This window comes from Xanthomonas citri pv. citri, from assembly GCF_000961215.1.
In the GTDB taxonomy this organism is placed as follows: Bacteria; Pseudomonadota; Gammaproteobacteria; order Xanthomonadales; family Xanthomonadaceae; genus Xanthomonas; species Xanthomonas cissicola.
Map to the genome: position 1 here is coordinate 3596775 of NZ_CP008998.1, position 24363 is coordinate 3621137.

Annotated in this window: 12 protein-coding genes and 1 pseudogene; 4 read left to right on the forward strand and 9 right to left on the reverse strand. The window is 66.2% G+C overall.

Annotation, left to right across the window (positions count from 1 at the left end; translation table 11 throughout):
• The first annotated feature begins 90 nt into the window (after positions 1-90).
• Positions 91-1932: a glycoside hydrolase family 35 protein gene (locus AMD14_RS16060; protein WP_005924753.1), complete on the forward strand. Its 1842-nt coding sequence runs from the start codon at positions 91-93 to the stop codon at positions 1930-1932.
• Positions 1933-1981: 49 nt separating this feature from the next.
• Here the strand turns inward: AMD14_RS16060 and xopK are convergent, their stop codons facing one another.
• Positions 1982-4633, reverse strand: a complete 2652-nt coding sequence (gene xopK / locus AMD14_RS16065) for a type III secretion system effector XopK (protein WP_015463478.1) — start codon at positions 4631-4633, stop codon at positions 1982-1984.
• 505 nt (positions 4634-5138) lie between these two features.
• Between xopK and AMD14_RS16070 the strand changes: the two genes are divergently transcribed.
• Positions 5139-5339 carry a hypothetical protein gene (locus AMD14_RS16070; protein ID WP_005915122.1) on the forward strand — a complete coding sequence of 67 codons (201 nt, stop codon included), beginning with the start codon at positions 5139-5141 and terminating at the stop codon, positions 5337-5339.
• 57 nt (positions 5340-5396) lie between these two features.
• Here the strand turns inward: AMD14_RS16070 and AMD14_RS16075 are convergent, their stop codons facing one another.
• Positions 5397-5726, reverse strand: coding sequence for a RebB family R body protein (locus tag AMD14_RS16075; RefSeq protein ID WP_005924745.1), 330 nt, complete (start codon positions 5724-5726; stop codon positions 5397-5399).
• Between the two features lie 460 nt (positions 5727-6186).
• Here AMD14_RS16075 and AMD14_RS16080 point away from each other — a divergent pair, with 460 nt between their 5' ends.
• Positions 6187-7347, forward strand: a complete 1161-nt coding sequence (locus tag AMD14_RS16080) for a sialidase family protein (RefSeq protein WP_011052029.1) — start codon at positions 6187-6189, stop codon at positions 7345-7347.
• Between the two features lie 355 nt (positions 7348-7702).
• Positions 7703-9319, forward strand: a pseudogene (locus AMD14_RS16085) (hypothetical protein).
• Between the two features lie 101 nt (positions 9320-9420).
• Here the strand turns inward: AMD14_RS16085 and AMD14_RS16090 are convergent.
• From AMD14_RS16090 to AMD14_RS16125, 7 genes are all read right to left on the reverse strand, one after another.
• Complete coding sequence (locus AMD14_RS16090) at positions 9421-10152, reverse strand: copper homeostasis protein CutC (RefSeq protein WP_015463480.1); 732 nt, start codon at positions 10150-10152, stop codon at positions 9421-9423.
• Positions 10149-11213: a glycosylasparaginase gene (locus AMD14_RS16095; RefSeq protein WP_011052032.1), complete on the reverse strand. Its 1065-nt coding sequence runs from the start codon at positions 11211-11213 to the stop codon at positions 10149-10151. The genes AMD14_RS16090 and AMD14_RS16095 overlap by 4 nt, the downstream gene beginning before the upstream one ends.
• A gap of 1163 nt (positions 11214-12376) precedes the next feature.
• Positions 12377-13015: a GNAT family N-acetyltransferase gene (locus AMD14_RS16105; RefSeq protein WP_011052035.1), complete on the reverse strand. Its 639-nt coding sequence runs from the start codon at positions 13013-13015 to the stop codon at positions 12377-12379.
• A 231-nt stretch (positions 13016-13246) separates the two neighbouring features.
• Positions 13247-13723, reverse strand: a complete 477-nt coding sequence (locus AMD14_RS16110; protein WP_003482475.1) for a chemotaxis protein CheW — start codon at positions 13721-13723, stop codon at positions 13247-13249.
• Between the two features lie 33 nt (positions 13724-13756).
• Positions 13757-14944 (reverse strand): chemotaxis protein CheB, encoded by a 1188-nt coding sequence (locus tag AMD14_RS16115; protein WP_003482477.1) that lies wholly within the window; start codon positions 14942-14944, stop codon positions 13757-13759.
• 7 nt (positions 14945-14951) lie between these two features.
• On the reverse strand, positions 14952-22178 hold the full coding sequence (locus AMD14_RS16120; protein ID WP_015472484.1) for an Hpt domain-containing protein: 7227 nt from the start codon (positions 22176-22178) through the stop codon (positions 14952-14954).
• Between the two features lie 113 nt (positions 22179-22291).
• On the reverse strand, positions 22292-24328 hold the full coding sequence (locus AMD14_RS16125; protein WP_003482481.1) for a methyl-accepting chemotaxis protein: 2037 nt from the start codon (positions 24326-24328) through the stop codon (positions 22292-22294).
• Positions 24329-24363 lie beyond the last annotated feature (35 nt).

A 24363-nucleotide genomic window follows, 5' to 3' on the forward strand; every position in this document is an offset into this window, starting at 1 on the left:
GAGGGCGGATGAGGGCCACCATCAACACCGATCCACCCAAAACCTCATCCACCGCCATCACCCGTCATTGGTTACCGCCGAGAATCGCTCATGCTGCGCACCACCCTTGCACCGCTCGTCCTGGCCCTCGCGTTCGCGCTTCCTATCACCGGCACAGCCGCAGAGACCGAACGCTGGCCGAACTTCGGCACGCAGGGCACGCAGTTCGTGCGCGACGGCAAGCCCTATCAACTGCTTTCCGGCGCCATCCATTTCCAGCGCATTCCGCGCGCCTACTGGAAAGACCGCCTGCAAAAAGCGCGTGCACTGGGCTTGAACACCGTGGAAACCTACGTGTTCTGGAATCTGGTGGAACCGCAGCAAGGCCAGTTCGATTTTTCCGGTCACAACGATGTGGCCGCGTTCGTGCGCGAAGCCGCCGCGCAGGGGTTGAACGTCATCCTGCGGCCCGGCCCTTATGCCTGCGCAGAGTGGGAAGCCGGCGGCTACCCGGCCTGGTTGTTCGGCAAGGGCAACATCCGCGTCCGCAGCCGCGACCCGCGCTTTCTCGCCGCCAGCCAGGCGTATCTGGACGCACTGGCCAACCAGGTGCAGCCGCTGCTCAACCACAATGGTGGGCCGATCATCGCCGTGCAGGTGGAGAACGAATACGGCTCTTACGCCGACGACCACGCGTACATGGCCGACAACCGCGCCATGTACGTCAAGGCCGGCTTCGACAAGGCCTTGCTGTTCACCTCCGATGGCGCCGACATGCTCGCCAACGGCACCTTGCCCGACACCCTGGCGGTGGTGAACTTCGCACCCGGCGAGGCCAAGAGCGCATTCGACAAACTGATCAAGTTCCGCCCCGATCAACCGCGCATGGTCGGCGAATACTGGGCCGGGTGGTTCGACCATTGGGGCAAGCCGCACGCCGCCACCGATGCCAGGCAACAGGCCGAGGAGTTCGAGTGGATCCTGCGCCAGGGTCACTCGGCCAATCTCTACATGTTTATCGGCGGCACCAGTTTCGGCTTCATGAATGGCGCCAATTTCCAGAACAATCCCAGTGACCACTACGCGCCGCAGACCACCAGCTACGACTACGACGCCATCCTCGACGAAGCCGGGCACCCTACGCCCAAGTTCGCGTTGATGCGCGATGCCATCGCCCGCGTGACCGGCGTGCAACCGCCCGCATTACCGGCGCCGATCGCGACCACCACGCTGCCAGACACGCCGCTGCGCGAATCGGCCTCGCTCTGGGACAACCTGCCCGCACCGATCGCCATCGACACCCCGCAGCCGATGGAGCAGTTCGGCCAGGATTACGGCTACATCCTCTACCGCACCACCGTCACCGGCCCGCGCAAGGGCCCGCTGTATCTGGGCGATGTGCGCGATGTGGCGCGCGTGTACGTGGATCAACGACCGGTCGGCAGCGTCGAACGGCGTTTGCAGCAGGTGTCCCTCGATGTAGAGATTCCTGCAGGCCAGCACACCCTGGATGTCCTGGTCGAAAACAGCGGCCGCATCAATTACGGCACGCGCATGGCCGACGGCCGCGCCGGCCTGGTCGACCCGGTCGTGCTGGACAACCGGCAACTCACCGGCTGGCAGGCCTTCCCGCTGCCCATGCGCACGCCCGACAGCATCCGCGGCTGGACCCGCAAGGCCGTGCAAGGCCCGGCGTTCCACCGCGGCACCCTGCGCATCGGCACGCCGACCGACACCTATCTGGACATGCGCGCCTTCGGCAAGGGCTTCGCCTGGGCCAACGGTGTCAACCTGGGCCGCCACTGGAATATCGGCCCGCAGACCGCGCTGTATTTCCCCGCGCCGTTCCAGCGCAAGGGTGACAACACGGTGGTGGTCTTCGATCTGGACGATGTCGCCACCCCCAGCGTGCGCGGCCTGAAGCAGCAGGTGTGGCTCAAGCCGAAGGAGTGAGTCTCACGAGGCGGCGGCGGCCGACGCATGTGCGCGCGCACAGCCGCCATCAGGTCGTGGACGCAGGCGTCGCGGCAGCGGCCTGTTCGCGGATGCGTGCTGCCTGGACTTCGGTCGCCAACAGCGTGCCGCGCACATGGGTCGTGTGCTGACGGGCCTGTTTCATGCAGAACCGGGCGAACCCTGCAACGCCCTCTTGCGGCACGATCGCGTTCGAAGTCAGCACCCGGATCAGGCGCTGCTGCAAACCGGGCATCCTGGCGGCGGCGCGCGCCTGGCTTCGGGCATCGGGGTTTGCCAGTTCCTGCTCGGCCATCTCCAGTTCCTGCAGCATCAGGCTGACCGCTCGCTGCTGGGTGTCGTCGCGCGTGCGCACCTGGTGCAATTGCGCCAGCAGACGTTCCGGCGCCCGATCGACCGTCGCAACCGGCGTTTGGCCATGAGAATGCGGATCGTCGTGCACGTCGGGCTGCGGAAGGTCCGCCTGCGCGCCGAGCTTGGCGTCGAGATACTTCGTCTGCAGTTCGAGGCAGCATTGCATGTAGGCGATCTGCGACTTCACCGAGCCGGGTGTTTGCAGCCACTGCGCAAGCGCGGTTTCGGTCAGCACCGCGCTGTGCTTGGCATGGCTGCGCATCGCCTTGCCTCGCGCCTGATGCGGCTTACCGGTCACTACCGCGCGTCCGTAGTTCGCTGCCGCACGCAGGGCGGCATTGACGCGCCGACTCAGCGGCGCCGCATGTGCCGCTCGACCCGAGCCCTTGCTCTGATCTGTCGAGCGCGGCTTGGCCGGATGCAGTTTCTGCAGGTCGTCGGCGCCGCTCTGCAGAAACGCGTCCAACGCCTTTTCCTGCCCGTCGATGCAGGCGTAAAGCGCGCTCCGCAACTCGAAACCGTGTTGGGGAACAGCATTGCCTGCCGCTCTTGCGTCGGCAGCCGAAGCATCGGGTTGCGGCATTGCCGGTTGAGCATCACCTGCGGCAGAGGCGCCTTGGCGATGCTTCGGCTCCAGGCCGGGATCGGCTTCTGCAACGATATCGTCTTCTTCGCTCCCCGCTGATTCCTCCGCCACTGGCGTCAGTGCAACGCCGAGCGCGGTTGGCTGCAACTGGTCGGCGACGTTGGGCGTTTCCTGGACTGCGGCACTCTCCGCCTCGCGTGCAGGCAATAGATCCGCCACCGCCAGTAGCGCGCGATCGACGCCGGGCATGTCCTCGGTCTGGTACCTGCGGTAGCGCTTCTGCTTGCCGTGCGCCAGTAGGAATTGATGGCTGCCGACCCCCATCGTGGCCGCACCGAGCAGACCTGCGCCGATGATCAGGCCGGTGCCCACCGGTGCGGCCACCGTGGCGCCGGCAACGACGGCCGCGCTGACGCCGACCTTGGTCAACGTACTGGCGGTGTAGGTGATTCCACCCACGACAAAGCCCTTGTTCCACTGGTTGAACCGATGCGCAAAGCGGTCGTACTTGCCCAACTTCGTGCTCACAAAGTACTGGTAGCGCTGTGCGCCAGGACTGAGCTCGCTAGGTTCGAGGTCTTGCAGGAAGCGCTCGACCCTGCCGACATCCACGGCAACACGCGCCCTTTCCCGACGCGACTGGTGCAGGAAGGTGCCCCCCAATGCGGTCGCCGCCACGCTCGCCAACGGCGCGAGCACGAAGCTGCCGGCGATGCCCGCCGCAGAGGCAGCACCTGCGGCAGCGGCGCTGTGGCCCACCAGGCCCGCCGCATTTGCGCTCTTGCTGGCGATTGCCAGCCCGCCCTGGATGCCGAGTTCGCTCGCTGCCTTGGTGAAGATCACCCCGGCCGAGGCCATGGAGGTCGCGGCGATGGCACCGTCGCGCGCATTTCGCCGCTGTAGATAGGCGTTGGTATCGATCGCCTCGCTCAGTGCATGCGCGTGCGCATTTGCAGCACCTGAAGGCGCTGCCGTGCCCAAGGCAGACTGCAGTGCCGCCTGCTCCAAGCGCAGGCGGCGTTCCCGCTGCCGCAAGTGCGTGCGCTGCTCGGCGACTTCACGGGTTTCCTTGTACGCGGCATAGATCGCAAGACTCGACAGCGGCAGCATCGCGCCGCTGATGCCCAGGCTCATCGCCAGATCGAATGCGCCTGCCGGGGCGCCTTCCTCGGCGAGGGCGTGCAGGACGCCTTCCTTTGCATGCCCAACCGCTTGCGGATCCGCCGGATGCCCGGCACCGGCATGCGGCGCTTGGTGTCCCTCCGGCGTCGGCGCATGCGGGGCATGGGCAGCGTGCGGCTGTGCAGGATGTGCGGTCTGCGGTGGGTGTGACGGGTGGCCATCCGGTGCCGCTGCATGGTCGGCCGGTGGGTGCGCAGGCGGATGCGCTGACTCCCCGGCTTCGGCGGAGTGCTCGGGTTCGCCGCGGCGGGGAATGTCGTTGATCAATTCGGCCGTTTTGTCCGCGGTTCCGTGCAAGGGGTCGGCCACGTACTTGGCGACCACGAAGACGTCATAGGCCGTCTCCGCTTCGGCAACTCGGGCGTTGGCATCCCCGTGGTGCACTCGTCGCTCGCTCTCATCGCGATGTGTGTGTCTGGGCAGTGGTCGCGTCTGCAGCGCGTTCAGCCCCAGTGGCCAACCCTGTCGATCTTGCGGCGATTCCGCTGCGGGCGGCGTTTCGACGGCCGCACAATCGCGTGTGACAAGATGCTGTGCAATGGATCGCTGGACGCGCATGAGCAAACTCCAACCGGTGCAAAGCGGCGATGGTGCGCCTGTCCTTTCCATCCAGTCTTGCTGGGACGAACACGCGATTCCGTAAACGAACGCTCCGGCCCAACCACGCGTCGCGCGATTTATCCCGGAGAAAGCCCGCCATTGGGTACCTCCACGCCGGATTGGCAAGATGCAAGCCGCCGCATGGATGGCCTGGCGGAGCTGGCGATGCGCCAGGACGCGCCGGCACAGCAATCCAGCTGTTGAGCCCCCGCGTTCTAGCAAGACGCCCATCGCCTTCAGCCCTATTGGGCAATCAAAAATAACCGACGGAGCAGATTTCAGCCGATGGCGCTTTAGACCTGGCCGCAGCCGCCGTTATCAGAACGTCCGGTGCCGCTGCGCCGCCCGCGTACCGTCGAGGTATCGGACGGCACAGATTCCAGGCAATATCACCGGCTGACTCCGTTACGGATGCGCTTGCTTGCGACGTAGACGGCTTGATTGCAGGTTCCAGGAGCGTTGCATGTCGTCGTCTACCGTTGCACAAGAGTCCGTTTCCGCCGTTGCCGAGCACACCCAAAACGCCTTCGCCGAGCAGATCCACAGCAAGCCCATGGGCAGTGCCGAAGCCGCACACCTGATGACGTTCCTGTGCCAGACCGAATCGGCCAAGAAGCCGCAGACGCTGCTGCCGCCGCAAATGCGCGACGACGACGCCGCCTGAGCGACGCGTTTGCGCGAGCAAGCGTGGCGACAGCCGTGACGCTGTCGCCAGAGGCGGTTACTTTGCAGTGTCGAACGACCTGAGCACGGTCAACAGACTGTTCAGATTGTCTGCGGCACCGCCTTGCGCAACGTTCTCGACATCTGCCGCGCAAGCGCCCGTATCGACACCGTAGGTCTGGATCACGCCCTGATTGGTGGCCGCCTGCGCCAAGGTGTCTTGCTGCTGTTGTGCAGCGACCGCATTCTGAAACAGGATGCCGCTCGAATGGGCCATGCTTTGGTAAATCGAACTCATTGCAACCGCTGGCGCTTCGCCAACGACCTTGACGTTGGTCTGGGTGACGGCATCGGTGATCTGCGGATTGACTGCGGTTGGAAAAGCCATCAATGCACTCCTGAGTGAATGGATACACGGCGATTTGTGTTGTGCAGGCCCATCGGCGCTAAGAACGCATCGCGGTTATGTTCCCCGCATCGCCGCCGGCGAACCGCCACACCACGCTCGCTGTGCCATCACGATAGCGGCCGGCGCGCGCGCAACTCGACCCTCGCATTGCCACGCTTCAGCGCGCGTCGCAACCTCGGTGTGATCGTGCGCGCGGGTGCAATGCGGCTGAGTCATCGCTGCACTGAAGGCTTTACCGCGGCAATGCTGCACGATGGCCGTGTACACAGTCGCGCCAGGGTCAGGCCAGGTGCCACCAGCTAGTAGCAGCCGGAGCAGAGCGGCCACATCGCTATGCGTCTGGTGATGCACTTCGACCAAGCCGCCTCGACGGACGGAACACGTGGTATTTAAGAGATAATAAAGAGGTCTCTTAAACTTGGCACAGGACTGGACCACGATGCATCCGCCACGCCTGCTAAGCCGTCTCGTTGCGAGCCTTGCTGCAAGCCTGGGTGCGGTTGTCGCACAGGCACAATCGCCTGCGTCGCCGCCTTCGCCGATCATGCTCAGCGAGTTCATCGCCGACCCGGCTCCCACGCCGCAGGCTCACGCCTCCACCTTGCTGGAAACGCGCGATGGTCATCTGCTGGCTGCCTGGTTCGGCGGTGAGCACGAAGGTGCGGCCGATGTCGGCATCTGGCTCGCTCAGCGCGGCCCGCAGCAATGGCAGACCCCACGCCGTATCGCCGATGGCGCACACGCCGGCGTCGATGGCACTGCAGTGCCAGCATGGAATCCGGTGTTGTTCCAATCGGCCACCGGGCCGGTGCAGCTGTACTACAAACTCGGACCCAATCCGCGCCAATGGTGGGGGCTGCGTCTGCTCTCCACTGACGATGGCGCGCACTGGTCGCCACCGCAGCGGTTGGCCGACGGCATTCTTGGGCCGATCAAGAATAAGCCGGTGCAATTGCCGAACGGTCGCATCCTGGCGCCCAGCAGCAGCGAAGACCGCGGCTGGCGCGCGCATCTGGAATGGAGCGACGACGACGGCGTGCACTGGCAACGCGGCATGCCGCTCAACGACGCGAAGGCGATCGGCGCGATCCAGCCCAGCCTGCTGATGTATCCGGATGGCCGCCTGCAGGCATTGGGCCGCAGCCAGCAAAACAAGCTTTTCAGCACGTTCTCACTCGATGGCGGCCTGCATTGGCAGCCCATGTACTTGCTGGAGGTGGAAAACCCGAACTCCGGCACCGACGCGGTGGTGCTGCACGACGGTCGTGCGTTACTGGTCTACAACCCGGCCATTGCCGGCAAGGACTGGTGGGACGGGCGCGGCACCCTGGCCGTTGCCGTCTCCAACGATGGCGTCCACTGGCAACGCGTGCTGACCCTGGAAGACAGCGCCGGCGATGAATTTTCCTATCCGGCCGTGATCCAGACCCGCGATGGGTTGGTGCATGTCAGCTACACCTGGAAGCGCCGACGGATCAAGCATGTGGTGCTCGATCCCACGCGGTTCGGCGAGTGCAGCCCCTGCCAGGCGCCCGTCCCCACAATGCTGCCTGAGCGCTGCACAACGGCATGCGCCCACGCCGCCGATCCTTCGTCATGATGACGACGACTTCGCCCCTCGGAATTCGCCCATCGCGTTGCATGCCGATCATCGTCATCGAGCGACAGCCAAGACGAGGAATGCGATGCGACGCGTCGATCAACCACGCCCGCCGGGCACGCCGTTAGGACTGCGGGAGCAGAATGCGCCCAATGCGGATGCGCCCGCGCGCAGTGTCCCACCCGCACATCCCGCGCCCGAGCGCCCTACCGGCATGCTCGGCGGCCTGACCAGATATGTGCCTGGTGACCGGTCCGGGCGTCCGCCAGCGATGCTTGCCGCTGCCGAGACCTCTCGTGGGCCAACCACATCCGCTCGGCCTCTTCCCCATGGCGGATCCGGCAGCGCCGCGCGGATGAACGAGGCGGCTGGACATCCTTTGCAAACCCCGGAATTGCCACAGCTCAGCGACATAGAACGCGCTCGCTTCCACTCCGTCACCACCGATTCGCAACGCTTGCGGCCGTAGGGCCCCCGCATGCCACCGACCGTGGGCGCTTCACCATTACGGCGCTCCCCAGCGATTCGCCCGTACCGCGACGTGCTGTCGCAATGGCAACGCCACTACAGCGCAGATCGCAATCGCTGGCACAGCGCATGGCGCCAGGCCAACAGCAACAACCCGGAGGTCGAGAGAAGAACGAGCCGGGCGCTGAAGGCGACAACCGACCTGCTGGAGGACGCAACCGCACCGGAGCGGGTCGCGCTGGAGCTGCGCTCAGTTCCGCTGCCGCAATTTCCCGACCAGGCATTCCGTCTTTCTCATCTGCAACACATGACGATCGACGCGGCAGGGTTGATGGAGCTCCCGGACACCATGCAGCAATTTGCGGGCCTGGAAACACTGACGCTGGCACGCAATCCGCTTCGCGCGCTACCTGCATCCATCGCAAGCCTCAGCCGATTACGCGAGCTCTCCATCCGCGCCTGCCCGGAACTGACGGAACTTCCCGAGCACCTGGCAAGCACCGATGCATCCGGCGAGCACCAGGGCTTGGTCAACCTGCAGAGCCTACGGCTGGAACGGACCGGAATCACATCGCTTCCGGCGTCCATCGCCAACCTGCAAAATCTGAAAAGCCTAAAGATACGCAACTCGCCGCTGTCCGCCCTTGGCCCGGCCATCCATCAACTGCCAAAGTTGGAGGAGCTTGATCTGCGGGGCTGCACCGCGCTGCGCAGCTATCCGCCGATTTTCGGCGGCAGTGCGCCATTGAAGCGACTGATTCTGAAAGACTGCAGCAACCTGCTCACGCTGCCACTGGACATTCACCGCCTGACGCAGCTGGAAAAACTCGATCTGCGAGGTTGCGTCAATCTCTCCAGACTGCCCTCGTTGATCGCCCGATTACCTGCCAACTGCATCATCCTGGTGCCGCCGCATCTCCAAGCGCAGCTCGACCAGCATCGTCAGGTTGCGCTCGAACTGAACAAGGTTGCGCTCGAACGCATCGAAGACACCGCACAGGCCATGCTGAGCACGGTCATCGATGAGGAAAGAAATCCCTTTCTGGAAGGTGCCCCATCCTATCTTCCAGAAAAGCGCCCGCCCGGAACTCCCACCACCTTCGGCGAGATTCCGGTATTGCAGAAAATGCTCGAAGAAAGCAGGGATCCCCATTTCCTGCAACGCGTGAGCGACATGGCAGGCCCATCCCCCAGAATCGAAGACGAGAGCGAGGAAGGCCTCCGCCTCCATTACACGAACGTCAGCAACTGGAAGGCGCAGCAGAGCGCGCACCTGGGCATCGTCGATCATCTCGGGCAGTTCGTTTATCACGAAGCAAGCCAGCTCGACGCAGCGTCGCTGGCCAAGGCAGTCCAGATGTGGAAGACCCGCGAGCTGATCGTCAACGCACACCCGCAAGACCGTACATCCTTTCCTGACTTCACGCTGCACATTCCCGAGCAGGTCAGCGACGACGCTGATGACGAACAGCAAACAAGCCCGGCACCTTCACGCGATCAGTAAAGGGCAAACACGAGATGCGCCGTCGCCAATCGAGCATCGCCGTCATGTGCCTGCGCAAGTCAGGCGGCGCATCCCCGGCCGAACGGGGCGTTGCGCGCGTTTCACGCTTGCTGCAACGCGTCCACCATCCGTTGTACCCGCGCGGTATCGGTCCGCTGGTAGTCCCCGCCCAGATCGCGGATATAGGGGTGCGGCGACGGCACCTGGGCGGCGATCACGCCACGCGCCGACGCATGGAATTCGTGGGCGCCGGTGTGCTGCCGTAGGGCGCGGATGTTGTGCTCGGAAAGCCCGGCACCGGGCATGATGCCGATGCGCCCGGCTGCCTGCCGCACCAACGCGGCGATGGTGTCGATGCCCTCCAGCGCACTCGCACGTGCGCCCGAGGTCAGCACCCGCTCGCACCCCAGCGCGATCGCATCCTCCAGCACGCGCGACGGGTCGGCACTGACATCGATCGCGCGATGAAACGTCACCCCCAACGACCCTGCTGCCTGCATCAACACGCGCATTGTCGCCAGATCGACCTGCCCATGCCGGTCCAGCGCGCCAAGGACCACGCCATCGCATCCCAGCCGGACGCACTGCTCCACATCGCGGCGCATCACCTCGACTTCGGCGGCGTCGAACACGAAGTCGCCCACGCGCGGACGAATCAGCACATACAGCGGAATCCGCAAACGCTCGCGCACCACCGCCAACGTGCCGAACGACGGCGTCAGCCCGCCGCCATCCAGCCCGCCGCACAGCTCCACGCGCATCGCACCGCCTGCTTGCGCGGCCAATGCCGAGGCCACCGAATCGGCAGCCACTTCCAATCCCACCGCGCTCATGCTGCCGGCTCGCTGGTGTAATGGCTCTCGCCAGGCACCAGCAGATCCTGCCGCTGCGCGTCGCACACCGCGTAACTGAAGCCCTTCTGGATCGCGAACGCTCCCACTTCGCCGCGCTTGTTCATTGCCAGAAAGCCGACCTGCAATGTGCGCGTCAGCTCCGGCTTGCGACGGATCAGCCGCATCACCACCTCGCGGCAGGCATCGGCGGGCGATTTGCCCTGCCGCATCATTTCCACCACCGCAAAACTGCCGACGTTGCGGATCACCTCCTCGCCCACACCCGTCGAGGTCGCCCCGCCCACGTCGTTGTCCACGTACAGGCCCGCGCCGATGATCGGGCTGTCGCCCACGCGGCCGTGCATCTTCCACGCCATGCCGCTGGTGGTGCATGCACCGGATAGATTGCCGTGCGTATCCAGCGCCAGCATGCCGATGGTGTCGTGATTGTCCTTGCCGCCGGGCAACTTGGCATCTCGCCAGGCGCGATTTTCGACATTGGCTTCGGGCGAATACTTGGAGCTCTTCAACCACTCTTTCCAGGCCGCTTCCGAGCTTGGAGTCAACAGCTTGGTTTTCGGAAAACCCTGTTCGAAGGCGAATTGACGCGCGCCGTCGCCCACCAACATCACGTGCGGGGTTTTCTCCATCACCGCACGTGCCACCGAAATGGCGTGCACCACGTCTTCCAGCGATGCCACCGCGCCACAATTGCCCAGGTGATCCATGATGCAGGCGTCCAGCGTTACCCGGCCATCGCGGTCCGGATAACCGCCCAGGCCGACGGTGGGATTGTTCGGGTCCGCTTCCGGCACACGCACGCCGGCCTCCACCGCATCCAGCGCAATACCGCCGCTGCTGAGAATCTTCCAGGCTTCCTGATTGGCGGCGACGCCGAAATCCCAGGTGGAGATCACCCGCGCCGCGCCACGCGGCACCGCCATCGGCCGCATGCCTGGCGTGGCGCCTGCCGCGGCTTGCGCGCGGGCGCCCCAGCCGGCCAACCCGGACGCAATCGCGCCTAGCGTGGCGCTCTTGAGGAAGTGACGGCGTTGAAGCATGCGGATGACTCCATGACGGAAACGAGCGGCCGCGCAGTGCGGTACCAGCCTTCCATCATGCGACAGCGTGGCGTGCGGATAAACCTTATTGCGGCGTTGTCGCATGCGGATCCGTGCATAACCCTTGCCTGGCTGGGCTAACCCTGTCTCAGCCGCTGCGTCTCCGATGCATGGATCCGGCTGGCGGCGGGCAACGGACGGTGCCATGCGCGGCCACGCTGGATCGGCGTTGGATCAGGGGATGACGCAGCCACGGATGTCCTCCTCGTCGCACCCTCATCCGGCGCTGCGCGCCATCTTCTGCCGGTGGAAGAAGGGTTTCAACGCCAGACGCTTGTAGCGAGAGGTCGGCCGCATCGCACCAGCCAACGCGGGGGTACCGAAAAAAACTTCCATCCGGTTGACCCCATTCGCCGCACTGGCCCGTTTCATTGACAGAGGCGCAACCTCGGGCTGTCCGGTCGTCCATCCATCCCACCTCGCCCTGCAAAAGATTCCCATGTCACGTGACAGCCTGACTGGGCTCGCCTTGTTGCTGGGCGCCTGCTCGCACGCATCCGCTGCATCGATCAGCGAACGGTCGCGCAGCGAATCTGTGCCACTACCCGCGCAAGTGCGGCGGCCCGGCAAGGCAGCGCAGCGCTCGGAATGCAAGGTCAGCTTGCGGTACCCGTCCGCGCGCGGGCATTGGTAACGCCATCGGCACCCGGTCCGCCGCGCCCCCCATCCAGGCGATGCCGGTCCCGGTCAGCGCGCCACGTCCCGCACCTGTCTGCCCCCCTGCCTCCGCGCCAGACGAGATGCCGCTTAGACGGTGCCGGAGCCGGCGCTAGACGATGCGCAAGCCGCGATGGCGCCGCCCCCACTGCCTGCACCCATCGCCGTGCACAACGACGATGTGCAGGCCAGTGGCGCGCTCGCGGCAGGCACGGATCACAGCGCGCTTGCCCCGCGATGAAGCGACGTTGCTGAAATTTTCCACATCGCCAAGCGGTTGGCTGGCGGACCATGCTGTTTCCGGGAGCACGCAGATACCGATCACGCTCCGCGTCATGGCGGCCACGCCGAGTGCAGCGGCCGTGCAGACCTGGGCGAGACAGTTGCTCAATCAGCTCACATAACGTGGCTGGCCAACGCAGATCGTGCTTGCGCAAGACAGCAATCTAGCCACGGATGGAAGACGGATCGAGCTCTCGGGCACTGTGACCTGAAAGCGGCCGACCATCCACCGTGCCTTCGCCGAGAGCGCCGTCGTCGCGCAACCTGCTGGTGAGCACATGATCGCGCCAGTGGCCATTCAACTGCAGATAGCGCCGCGCATAGCCTTCGATCTGAAAACCCAGCCGCTGCAGCACACGCGCACTGCGTAGATTCTCCGGCACGTATTGCGCCATCACCCGGTGCAGGCCGAGTGGGCCAAAGGCAAAGGCAATTCCTTGCGAGGCTGCCCACTGGATCAAGCCGCGTCCCTGCTGCGCCGCGTCCAGGCCATAGCCCATGTGGCACGCCTGGAACGCGCCGCGCTGGATCTGGGTGAACCCGGTGGTGCCGATCACGTGCTCGCCCTGCAACAAGACCAGTTGCAGCTCACGCTCGCCAGGCATCGCGCTGCGGTATGCCACGCACAGGCGGCGCCAACCCTCGACGGTGTAGAACGCGGGCGGCCGCAGCGGCATCGCATCGGCCAGATGGACGCGGTTACGCGTGTGGTAGTCGGCCATTGCGGCCGGATCGACAACGGCCAGATCGCAAAGCACCACGCCATCGGCGCGGCGGATCGGCGCAAATCGCGGCAGACTCATGACGGCCGCGCCTCAACCATGCATGTCATCTTGCTGCGAGGTGCATCCGGCTGATGCATACGATCATGCTCCGCAAGCCGTCTCCATAGCAGTGCGTCGTCCGATGCACGAGATGGAGTGCCCGCCTGTCAGCAACACCCTCACTGCGCATCATTCAGAGCACGGCGCCATCCACTGCGCGAGGCGACTGCACCCGCCTGGCAGCGAGCACAGCAGGTGTGCCGCCCGCTCTCAGGCGGCAGCGACCGCAAGCGCCTGGCCGACCTGCGCTTCGATGGCGTCCAGGTTCGGCAACAGGGCGCTTTGCTCGCCCAGCAACACGCGCATGTGCACACCGTCGGGCAGCGCATCTTCCGAGGCATCGGCCAGCAGGCCATCGCGCGGCACCGAAATCAGCTGCGGGAACGAGGCCGTCAGCAGCGCGAAATACGGCAACGCCGGGTTGCCGCCCAACGCCTTCAACACGATGACCTTGTTGTTGACTGCGGTGGGCTCTTCGCCCATGCCGCTGAGGCGCGCGAACGACAGCAGCGGCACCTTCCAGCCGTACCAGTCGATGCGTCCGACCACCCAGCGCGGCATGTCGGGCAGCGGCTCGACCGCCACACGCGACATCACCTCGGCCACCGTCGCGTTCGGCAGCAGCACGCGCTCGCTACCGGCCTGGATCAGGACGCCGCGGATTTCGTCGTTATTGGCGTAGCTCATCGCATGATTCCGATTCGAAAGGGAGCGCCCGGCTTATGCCGGCCAACGCTGTGCCAGCGCCTGCGCCAACTGCGCAGGGTCGCCGGTCAGAATGCCTTGCCGCGCCAGACGCGCCGCGGCCGCGGGGTCGTAACAGCCATCGGTGGATTGCCCGGCCAACCAGCCGCCTTGCTCGGCCAATGCCAGCGATGCCTCCACCAGCGCCTCGTTGGCACCGCTGAGCATCAGCACCGCGCTGTCGGCCGGCGGCAGCGCCGCGATCAGCCCGGCCGGATCGGCCGGTGCCACGAACGCCAGCGCGCCGGCATGCTGTTGCACGCCGACCTCGTCGGAGAGCACATACACCTTGCCCGGTGCGACCACTTGTCCCGGTTCACCCAGCTCGACCGGCAACGCAGACACGCGCCCCATCTGCCGCACCAGGTTGCCGTACTGGCCGCCATCCAGGGTCATGCGCACCAGCACCGCGCGCGGGAATTCCGACGGCAATGCGGCCAGCAAGCGACGGATCGCATCCGGCCCACCGATGCCAGCGACGACCAGCACTGCGCCGGTGACGCTGCCGCCGTACTCCAGATCCACCAGCGACAAGCCGCCGGTGGACAGGGCCGCCACATCGGGTTCGGCGCGCGGGCGCACCACCACGGCCACCTCGTCCACCAGGCCCCAGGTACTGGAATCGCCCAGCGTCGGGCCCGGCTTTTCCACAGCGACCGGTGCCGCCTCCTGCATGGAGGCGTGCGCGAACAAGGCATCGCCAGGCACGCTGTCGAACGCATGCGCGGCCGCTTCCAGGTGCTGATCCAGCTGCAGGTCCGAGTGCTGGTGCGCGACCAGCGCCAGACCCGGCTCGGGCTGCAGCGACGGTTCGCTCTCGGTGCCAGGCGGCAGCACGTCGGCATGGCCGTGCAGTTTGGCGGCCAGATGGCGCACCCAACGCTGCGCTTCCCAGCCTTCGCGACGCACCGTCAGTTCGGCCTCGTCGAAGATCACGGTGACGCCAGGCATGTTGAAGGCCGGCTCCAGCGCTTCGAGCGCGTCTTCGATGGACGGTTCGAGTGCCACCAGCACCGCCACCGGCTCGGCGTCGCGCAGCATCTGCACGTCGACCGCCGCTGGCTCGTCTTCCAGCACCACCTGCGCACCGGCCAGGCCAAGCGCTTCGCGCAGGCGCTCGCGCGCCTGACCGGGACGGCCCAGCAAAGCAACCGGAGTTCCCATTGCGCCATTAGTCTCGGACACGGGCGATCCCCAGCAGGTCATACACGTTTCGCATCAGATCCAACTCTTGGTAGGGCTTGCCCAGGTAACGCTGCACGCCGATCTCGAAGGCGCGCTGGCGATGCTTCTCGCCACTGCGCGAGGTGATCATCACGATCGGCACCGCCTTGAAGCGCGGGTCGGCCCGCATCGCGGTCGCCAGCTCGTAGCCGTCCATGCGCGGCATTTCGATATCCAGCAGCATCAGGTCGGGCACGCGCTCTTCGAGCAGTTCCAGCGCCTCGACACCGTCGCGTGCGGTGGACACGTCCAGGTTGTGGCGTTCCAGCACGCGGCTGGTGACCTTGCGCATGGTCAGCGAATCGTCGACCACCATCACCAATGGCACCTGGCGCTGCGCTTCGGCCTGGGTTTCCAGCGACGGACGCGCCGGCTGGGCCAGGAAACGACGGACCAGCGGGGCGACGTCCAGGATCACCACCACGCGGCCATCGCCGGTGATGGTGGCGCCGTAGATGCCCGGCACCGAGGCGATCTGCAGGCCCACCGGCTTGACCACGACTTCGCGGTTGCCCAGCACCTGATCGATGGCCACCGCGGCACGCAGGTCGCCCGCACGCACCAACAGCAACGGCACCTGCGCCTGACCATCGGCACGCGCGGCGGGCTGGCCGACCAACGAGCCGAGGTCGTGCAGCACGTACTCTTCGCCGGCGTAGTGATACCCGCCCTCGCCCGACTCGTAACGGGTGCGCGAGATGCGGCCGATACCGCTGACCGAACCCACCGGCACCGCGAACGTCGTTTCGCCGATGCGGACAAACACCGCCTGGGTGACCGCAAGCGTTTGCGGCAGACGCAAGGTGAAGGTGGCGCCCTGCCCGCGTACCGAGTGGATATCCACCGAGCCGCCGAGCTGACGCACTTCGTTGCGCACCACGTCCATGCCCACGCCACGGCCGGCCAACTGGCTGACCTGCTCGGAGGTGCTGAAGCCGGAGGCGAAAATGAGGTGATCGAGTTCGGCCTCGCTCAGCTCCTGGCCCGATTCGATCAGGCCGCGCTCTTCGCCGCGGCGACGGATCGCCTCGCGGTCCAGCCCGGCGCCATCGTCGGCCACTTCCAGCACGATTTCCGAACCTTCGCGGCGCAGACGGATCGCAATGCTGCCTTCTTCCGGCTTGCCTGCGTCGCGGCGTTGCTCGGGCGTTTCCAGCCCGTGCGCCACCGAGTTGCGCAGCATGTGTTCCAGCGGCGCGACCATGCGATCGAGCACGTTGCGATCCAGTTCGCCCTGGGTGCCTTCCAGCACCAGATGCACCTGCTTGCCGGTGTCGCTGGCCGCCTGACGCACCACACGACGCAAACGCGGCACCAGACCGTCGAACGGCACCATGCGCGCGCGCATCAGGCCGTCCTGCAGTTCGGAGCTGACGCGCGACTGCTGTTGCAGCAAGCCGTCGTACTGGCGCGACAGATCTTCCAGCACGCCCTGCAAGCCGCCCAAGTCGGCCGCCGATTCGTTCAACGCACGGCTGAGCTGCTGCAGGGTGGAGAAGCGGTCCAGTTCCAGCGGATCGAAGGTGCGATCGCCCTGGTCCTGTTCGCGCTGATAACGCGCGACGATTTGCGCTTCGGTTTCCAGATCCAGACGTCGCAACTGATCGCGCAGACGGGCGTTGGTGCGATCCAGTTCGCCCATGGCGCCACGGAACGCGCCCAACTGCTGCTCCAGGCGCGAGCGGTAGATCGCCACTTCGCCGGCGTGGTTGACCAGGCGGTCGAGCAGGTCCGCGCGCACGCGCACCTGCTCCTGCTGCACGCGCGGCAGGAAGTCTTCTTCGGCCTGGCCCTCCATCGGAACCGGAGCGGACAGCGGCGCCGGTTCCACCGACGCCTTGGCGATCGCGCGGACATCGGCGTCGCTGGGCGCTGCGGCATTGCGGCCACGGGTACGGGTTTCGAAGGCTTCCACCAGATCGGTCGGCATCGTCACCGCACGGTGCATGCCGGTGCGGGTCAGCAACTGATGCAGGCGGTCGAAGCCCCGCTCGAACAGACGCACGTCGTCGCGATCGATGTCGGTGCGGTTGGCGGCCACGGCTTCGAGCAGCGATTCGATCGCGTGACCGAGATCGCCGATGGCGTTGATGCCGGCCATGCGCGCACCGCCCTTGAGCGTGTGCAGATCGCGTTGCAGTCCGTTGAGGACATCGCGGTCTCCCGGCACTTCGCGCATGCGGGCGATCAGGCCATCGCAATGGTCCAGCAGGTCGCGACCTTCTTCGACGAAGATGTCGACCAGCTCGCCGTCGAGTTGATCGAAGTTCAGCGGGCCGGCATCGAATGCCGCGCCGATATCGTTGCTAGCCGTACCGGCACGCCCCGCATCGTCGACCGGGGCGCTGAACGCAGCGGCGGTGGTGTCTTCCGGCTCGTCGGCACTGCGGTCGGTAGCGTGCTGATCTGCGGAGTCGTCGGCATGCTGATCGGCACCGGCGTGGTCGCTGGCTTCCGTTTGTTCGGCGTGCGCTGCGTGTTCTGCGCTTTCGAACTGTTCTGCGCGCTCGGCGTGACCGACCACGTCAAACGCATCGACTGCGGCCTGCGCGCCGGCCTGCGCCGCCTCGTCGGAGGTGACAGCCTGCGTGTCGTGCAGTTCCGGCGCAGTGTCCGATTGCGGATCGCCCGCCTCTTCCACCTGATCGGCCGCATGCGCCATTTCGAATGCCTGCACCGATTCGACGGTGTGATCGGGCAGGACGCCGGCATCGGCCTGCGCGGCGCCAATACGGTCGGCGTCTGCGCGCTCTGCTTCGGAATGCTCTGCGTCGGCATGCTCGGCAGCCACATGCTCGGCTTCGGAGTGCTGCGCTTGGGAATGCGCGGTCTCGACGCGCTCGTGATCGGTCGCGTGCTCGGCGTCGCCAGCGTGTTGGTCGGACTGCGCGTGCGTTTGCAGCTGCTCGTCGGCATCGACGTACTGGTCAGACGGCACCTGCTCGTGGACGTGCTGCTGCGCATCGGCAGACGCGCCATCGCCCGAATCCATCTGTTGATTCGCAGACGCATGCGCTTGTGCCTCTGCGTGCTCGCCCAGCTGCGCCGCTTCTTCCAGAGGTTGGTCTTGGCCCGCATCCGGTTCGCCATCCTGCAGCCGTACCGCGTCGCCGTGCTGCGCCGCCTCGCCTACCGGCTGCTCGCCCGCATGTTCCTGCGTGTCGGCGGGCTCGTGGCCAGGCTGATCGGCCGGCACGCTGTCCGGCGCTGCGGTTTCCGGGGTCCATTCTTCGGCGGTCGTTGCATTGGCGTCATTGGCGTCATCAGCCAACGCAGCGTCGGCGTGCACGGCCTCCGGCGCTTCGATGCTCTCGACCGCCTCGTCAGTGTCTGCCGTAACCTGATCGTCGTGCGCGGGCACATGCTGTGCCTGCGCGTCCACTGCCTGCTCGGCATCGGCTGCAGCCAGCGTCTGCGCACCGCCCAAGGCAGCTTCTGCATCGGCCAACTCGTCTACCGCAATGCCGTCGGCGTGCGTGCTGGTCGCGTCGGCGTCATGCTCGCTGGAGACAACCTCGGCAGACGCCTCACCGGGCTCTGCCGCGTCCTCGCCCGGCGCGTGAGCGTGCGGTGCGGTCTGCGCATGCTGCAGTTCGGTGGCGTCCCAGGCCTCGGCTTCGACCAGCGGCTCGTCGGCCGGCAGGTCGTGTGCATCGATGCCCTGCGATGCGTCCTTGTCTGCCTCTTCGTCTGGCGTAGCATCGCCGTGCGGCGCATCGGCAAGCTGCCCGGATGCGGCGACCGGTACCGGCGCGTCGCCGCTCGATGCGGGCACAGACTCGGCAGAGGCGTGGACATCTTCGTGCACGGCGGCATGGCTGGCGTTGTCGACCGCATGCGGTGCAGGCGCGTCCAGTGCGAGTGCCGAATCATGCTCGGCCTCGGCCTCGGCCAGCTCGTCCACGGCAATCGGCGCGTCGTCCGGCTGCGGCTGCGCGTCTTCGGCATCTTGCGTCGATGCGGGCGCGTTGGACGGCAGCGCGCCGGCATCCAGGTACTGCGACAGATCCTGCGCATCGGTCAGTTCGACCGGGGCATCGCTGTCGTCCACCGTGGCGCCCGGGGCGTCGACATCGTCCAACTCGTCCAGGAACGCCTGCGGCGGCCACTGCGCTTCCGGCAAGGTGTCCACCAGCGCGCGCAAGCGCTCGGTCAACGGTGCGAACGACGGAATCAACGGCGCATCGGCGCGTAGCGCTGTCACCGTGGCGGCAATCGCAGCAGCGGTGGCGGTGAGCGCTTCGAGCCCCTCCGCCGACGGCGTGACAGACGCGGCCAGCAATCGCTTGACGTAGCTTTCGGCCGGCGTCGTCACCAAGGTGATTTCCGGCACGTCGGTCATCGCGAACGCGCCACTCATCGTGTGCACGGCGCGCAGCACTTCTTCGGTCGCCAACTGCGGCTCGGCCTGGCTGGCCTGCAGCCAGCCGTTGACCGTGTCCAGATGCGTGGCGACCTCGGCTTCCAGGATCTCGCGCAGCACGCTGTCCACCGAAGCCGGCGTTCCACCGCTGGCGGCAAACACGCCTGCGGCTGCCGCCGGAATCGCAACGGCGCCGGCCACCGGTGCCGCGGCTGCGGGCACGTAGTAGACCTCTTCGCCAGCAGCAACGCGCTCGGCGATACCCTGGATTCCAGGCAGATCGGCGCTGATGCGGCCCTGGTCGCGCAGCGCGGCATTGAATTGCGGCAACACCGCGTAGGCCAGTTCGACCATTGACACGACCGCCGGGCTGGCAGGCCGCGAATTATCGAGCACGCGGTTGAGCATGCTCTCGATCTTCCAGCTGAACTCGCCGAGCACGCTGGCACCGACCAGACGCCCACTGCCCTTCAGGGTATGGAAGACGCGGCGGATCGGGCGCAGGGTTTCCGGGTTGGTGGGCGCGGCGCGCCACACCGGCAACAGCTGCCCCAGGTTGACCAATTCTTCGTCGAATTCTTCCAGGAACACGTCGCGGATATCGTCGTCGATATCGCTGTCGCCAAAACCGCCGAAAATGCCGGCGTCGGCAGCCTCCAGAGCGCCTTGGCTGGATACCGGTTCAGCGCTTGCCTGCGCGGGTTGCGCATCGGCTGCCGCTGTCGGTGCCTGCGGGCGCTCCACGTCGAACTGCGCGGCCGCTGCATCGAGCTGGGCCAGGAACGCAGCGGAAGCGTCGTCCAGCTCGAATTCACTGACCACCGCCTGTTGCACGCGTGGGGCGACCGGCTCGGACGCTGCTTCGGACGGGACGTCCTGCGGTTCCTGTGCCGGCTCGACGAACGGGTCGTCCACTTCCTGCGGCGGACTTGGCGGCGGCGAGAAAGCGTCTTCGATGCTGGTCTGCGCGCGACGCGTTGCGTTCTCGGCGATGAACTCCAACGGTGCGTCGGTCTGATCGGCGTCGCCCGGCAGGTCGATCTGCTCGATCTGCAGCGGCGCGTCCTCGGCAAGCACCGGCTCGGCGGCGTGCTCCTGCTCCAGCGCGCTCAGATCCACCGTGTAGCTGACCTGCGCGACCTCATTGCCATCCTGCTCGGCCGATACCGGGTCGAACGCAGAGGTGGCGATCGGCGCGGCCTGCTCCGTGGTTTCCAGGTGCCAGTCACCGGGCGCCTGCGCGCCGTCGTCCGAAAGATCCAGCGGCGCCACGGTGAACGGCACGTGCGACTGGCCGGACACGGTTTCTTCGGCGGCTACCGGGTCGAACGAGAACACCGTATCGGTCGCGGCAGCGCCGGTGTCGTGCACCACGCTGGCAGCGAACGGCGTCTCGACCACGGTTTCGTTCGCCCATTCCAGCGATGGCAAAGACGCGCCGTCGTTGGCGGCCTGCGGCGCGTCCGCGTGCCGCAACGGCGGGGCGGCCGCCGGCTGCGGCTCGGCCGCGCTGCCCGGCTGGTCCGCGCCGACCGGCAAATCGGACGGCTGGCCCGACGGCAGCGGCCAGTAACGCAGCGTTTCCAGGCTGTTACGGGTGATATCCAGAATCTCTTCGCGGCCGGGACGGCGCTCGCGCAGGGCTTCCAGGTAGTACTCCAGGCTGGCCATCGCGTCGGCCAGGGTGTCCAGCTGGCGTCCGCTGGGCACGCGCTGCTTGCCGATCAATTCCAGATCGACGTAGCGACGCACGCCTTCCAGATAATCGGCGGCCTGCGGCAGCTCGAGGATGCGCAACGCACCGCCGACTTCGCCGAGCAGGTGCGGTACCTCGGCCAGACGCGCATGGTCCCAGTTGGTTTCGATGAAGGCGACGAAATGTTCGCGCGCCGCACCGAAGTTGGCGATCGCCTCTTGCGCCAGCACATCGACCGTGCGGCGTACTTCCGAGGAGTTGGCGCTGTTGCTGACTTCGGTGCCGTCGCCAGGGTCGGCGCCGAGGCTGGCCACCTGATCGTCCAGCGATGCATCCACGTACAGCAGCGCGCCGGCAATATCCAGCAGCACGCTTTCGTCCATCTGGGTCTGACCATCGACCACGCGTGCCAACGCATCGCGCTGCTGCACGACGACGCTGCGCGCCACGCCCAAGCCCATCATGCCGAGGGTGTCGGCAACGCTCCCCAGATCGTTGACCTGGGTCTGCAGCTCGGCGATCTCGCCGCCGGTGCGCAGATGCAGGTCCAGCGCGTCCTTGACGCGCAGCAATTCTTCCTTGACCGCATTGCCGACGGTGTCGAGCAGCTCGCGATTGCGCCCGCTCAGACTGCCGCGCGCATGATCCAGCTCGGCCTCGGTGGCAACACCGGCCTGCGGGTCGAACGCGAACAGCACGCTCTCGTTGAGACCTGGCTGGCCACGGGTGGCGCGGATCTCATTGAGCAGCGGCAACAACACGATCGGAATGTCGCGGTGCCCGTTCTGCAAGCGCTCCAGGTAATCGGGCAGCAGGACGGTGCCGCGCATCAGCATCGCGCAGGCTTCATCGCGATCGGCGACCTCGCCCACCTGCACGGCCTGGGCCAGCAGCTCGAGCTCTTCGGCCACCATCGCCGGCGCATACAACTCGACCATGCGCAGCGTGCCCTGCACCTGGTGCAGGTAGCCGGCGCAGAACCGCATCCGACTGGTATCGGACGGTTCTTCGGCAAAATATTCGATCTCGTTGCGCGCCTGGCGCAACGTCTCGTCCAGCTCTGGCTTGACCCAGCCCAGTGCGGCGTGACTCATCGCATCGCGAAGCGCACTCATTGCAGCCCCCTGACTACGACCGACTCGCCGCCAGCGCGGCAACCGGTCACTTCCTGCATCGACGTAACGCTACTACGCGCCATCTGCTGATCCTTTCCCGTTCCGCGTCGTGGTCACGCCGGCAGCTTGAAGTCGGCGACCGAACGGCGCAGATCGGCAGCGAGCTGAGCCAGGTTGCCGATCGATTCGGCCGTCTGCTCCGCACCCTGCGATGTCTGGCTGGTGATCTGTCGGATCACGCCCATGGTCTGTGTGATATCCGTCGCTGCGGCCGACTGCTGGTGCGCAGCGATGGAGATGTTCTTAATCAGGTTGTTCAAGGCGTTGGACACGCGCTCGATTTCGGTCAGCGCGGTGCCGGCGTCTTCGGCCAGGCGCGCACCGGACACCACCTCGGACGTGGTCTGTTCCATCGAACTGACCGCTTCGTTGGTATCGGCCTGAATGGTCTGCACCAGACCTTCGATGCGTCGGGTCGCACTGGAGGTGCGTTCTGCCAGGCGCTGCACTTCGTCGGCCACCACAGCGAAACCGCGACCGGCTTCGCCGGCCGACGCTGCCTGCACCGCGGCGTTGAGCGCCAGGATGTTGGTCTGCTCGGAAATGTCGTTGATCAGTTCCACGATCGAGCCGATCTCCTGCGAGGATTCGCCCAGCCGCTTGATGCGCTTGGAGGTTTCCTGGATCTGGTCGCGGATCTGGTCCATGCCCTGAATCGTCTCGCGCACCACGCCGGCACCCTCGGCAGCGATGACCACCGAGCGCTGCGCCACTTCGGCCGACTCGGTGGAGTTGCGCGACACCTGTTCGATGCTGGCAGCGATTTCGCTGATGCGCTCGGAGGCAGTCGTGATCTGGTTGGCCTGCTGGCCGGCCGCTTCGGCCAGTTGCATGGCCGTGGCCTGGGTTTCCTGGGTCGACACGGCCACCTTCGCGGAGGTGTCGTTGATGGTGGTCACCAGGTGGCGCAGTTCGTCCACGGCGTAATTGATCGCGTCCGCGATGGCGCCGGTCATGTCCTCGGTCACCGAGGCCTTCACGGTCAGGTCGCCCTCACCGAGCGAGCTGATTTCGTCCAGCAACCGCATAATCGCCTGCTGGTTGCGGCTGTTGAATTCCACCTGCGACTGGTAGCGCACGTCCTGCTCGCGGGTCCGCACGCGCACCGAGCTCCACACGAAGCCGATGATCGCCAGCAGCGCGACCAGGCCGGACACCACGCCCAGCCAGAAGTTCGGGAACAGGCGCGTATCGCGCACCGAACCGAACGCCGAGAACGCATCGAAGAGCTTCTTGCTGTCTTCGAGCATCTTGCCGGAGCCGGCCGTCAGTGCGGCGGCCGAGGACTGTGCGGCGAACAGGTTGCGCGAGCTGGCGAGGATGGCGTCGACGTCTTTCTTCATCGTCGTCCACTGCGCCTGCGACTGCTCCAGCGCCGACAACGCGGCCGGGTTGCGCACCGCGGCGATGCCGAGTTCTTCGTTGCCTGTGCGCAGGCCTTCGAGCATCTGCGTGAACACCACCGAATCGCGTGCCAGTGCGTCGCCCGAGGCGGCTGCATTGGCGCCACCGGCGCGCATTTCAGTGACCCGGCGTGCCATGGTGCCGGCGACCACCACCTGCTGCAGCGTGTTGTAGATCTGCGAGGCAGGCGCGCCGCTGACCGTCATCGCGCGCACCACTTCGTTCAACTGCGCCTGCAACTGCGGCACGCTGCCGGAGAAGCGTTCGGCGTTGCCGGCCAGACCGAGCACCGCCGGCTCGCTGGCGATGACCTGATCGGCGTTTTTGCTCAGCGGCACCCAGGTCGCCTTGAGCTGCGCCATCGAGCTGGCGATCGAGCTTTCCTGGCCGTAACGGCCATCCAGCTCGCTGACCGTGCCGTCGATGCGGCCCTTGGTTTCCTTGAATGCGGCGAAGGCCTTGGCGTCGCCGGACACCGCTTCGCGGCCCTGGTTGGCCAGCTGCTGCGAAAGCACCTGCAAGTCGGCCGCGCCGGTGCCGGCACCGGCAAGACGACTGCCCTGCCAAGTCGCGACGCCGGTGTTGGCGCCAAACACGATCATCGACAACACCAGCAAGCCGAGCCAGAAGCTGGTGCTGACGCTGCCGAGCTTGTTGGTCTTGCGGGCGTCCGGGGCGGTACTCATGGTTCGACCTCGATCTGTATGACGTGGCGGGGTCG

Excerpts from the sequence above, each read along its gene's own strand:
- AMD14_RS16115 (WP_003482477.1), bottom strand. The coding sequence starts at position 14,944 with ATGGGAACTCCGGTTGCTTTGCTGGGCCGTCCCGGTCAGGCGCGCGAG.
- AMD14_RS16075 (WP_005924745.1), bottom strand. The coding sequence starts at position 5,726 with ATGGCTTTTCCAACCGCAGTCAATCCGCAGATCACCGATGCCGTCACC.
- AMD14_RS16070 (WP_005915122.1), top strand. The coding sequence starts at position 5,139 with ATGTCGTCGTCTACCGTTGCACAAGAGTCCGTTTCCGCCGTTGCCGAG.
- AMD14_RS16060 (WP_005924753.1), top strand. The coding sequence starts at position 91 with ATGCTGCGCACCACCCTTGCACCGCTCGTCCTGGCCCTCGCGTTCGCG.
- xopK (WP_015463478.1), bottom strand. The coding sequence starts at position 4,633 with ATGCGCGTCCAGCGATCCATTGCACAGCATCTTGTCACACGCGATTGT.
- AMD14_RS16090 (WP_015463480.1), bottom strand. The coding sequence starts at position 10,152 with ATGAGCGCGGTGGGATTGGAAGTGGCTGCCGATTCGGTGGCCTCGGCA.
- AMD14_RS16110 (WP_003482475.1), bottom strand. The coding sequence starts at position 13,723 with ATGAGCTACGCCAATAACGACGAAATCCGCGGCGTCCTGATCCAGGCC.
- AMD14_RS16080 (WP_011052029.1), top strand. The coding sequence starts at position 6,187 with ATGCATCCGCCACGCCTGCTAAGCCGTCTCGTTGCGAGCCTTGCTGCA.
- AMD14_RS16120 (WP_015472484.1), bottom strand. The coding sequence starts at position 22,178 with ATGAGTGCGCTTCGCGATGCGATGAGTCACGCCGCACTGGGCTGGGTC.
- AMD14_RS16125 (WP_003482481.1), bottom strand. The coding sequence starts at position 24,328 with ATGAGTACCGCCCCGGACGCCCGCAAGACCAACAAGCTCGGCAGCGTC.
- AMD14_RS16095 (WP_011052032.1), bottom strand. The coding sequence starts at position 11,213 with ATGCTTCAACGCCGTCACTTCCTCAAGAGCGCCACGCTAGGCGCGATT.
- AMD14_RS16105 (WP_011052035.1), bottom strand. The coding sequence starts at position 13,015 with ATGAGTCTGCCGCGATTTGCGCCGATCCGCCGCGCCGATGGCGTGGTG.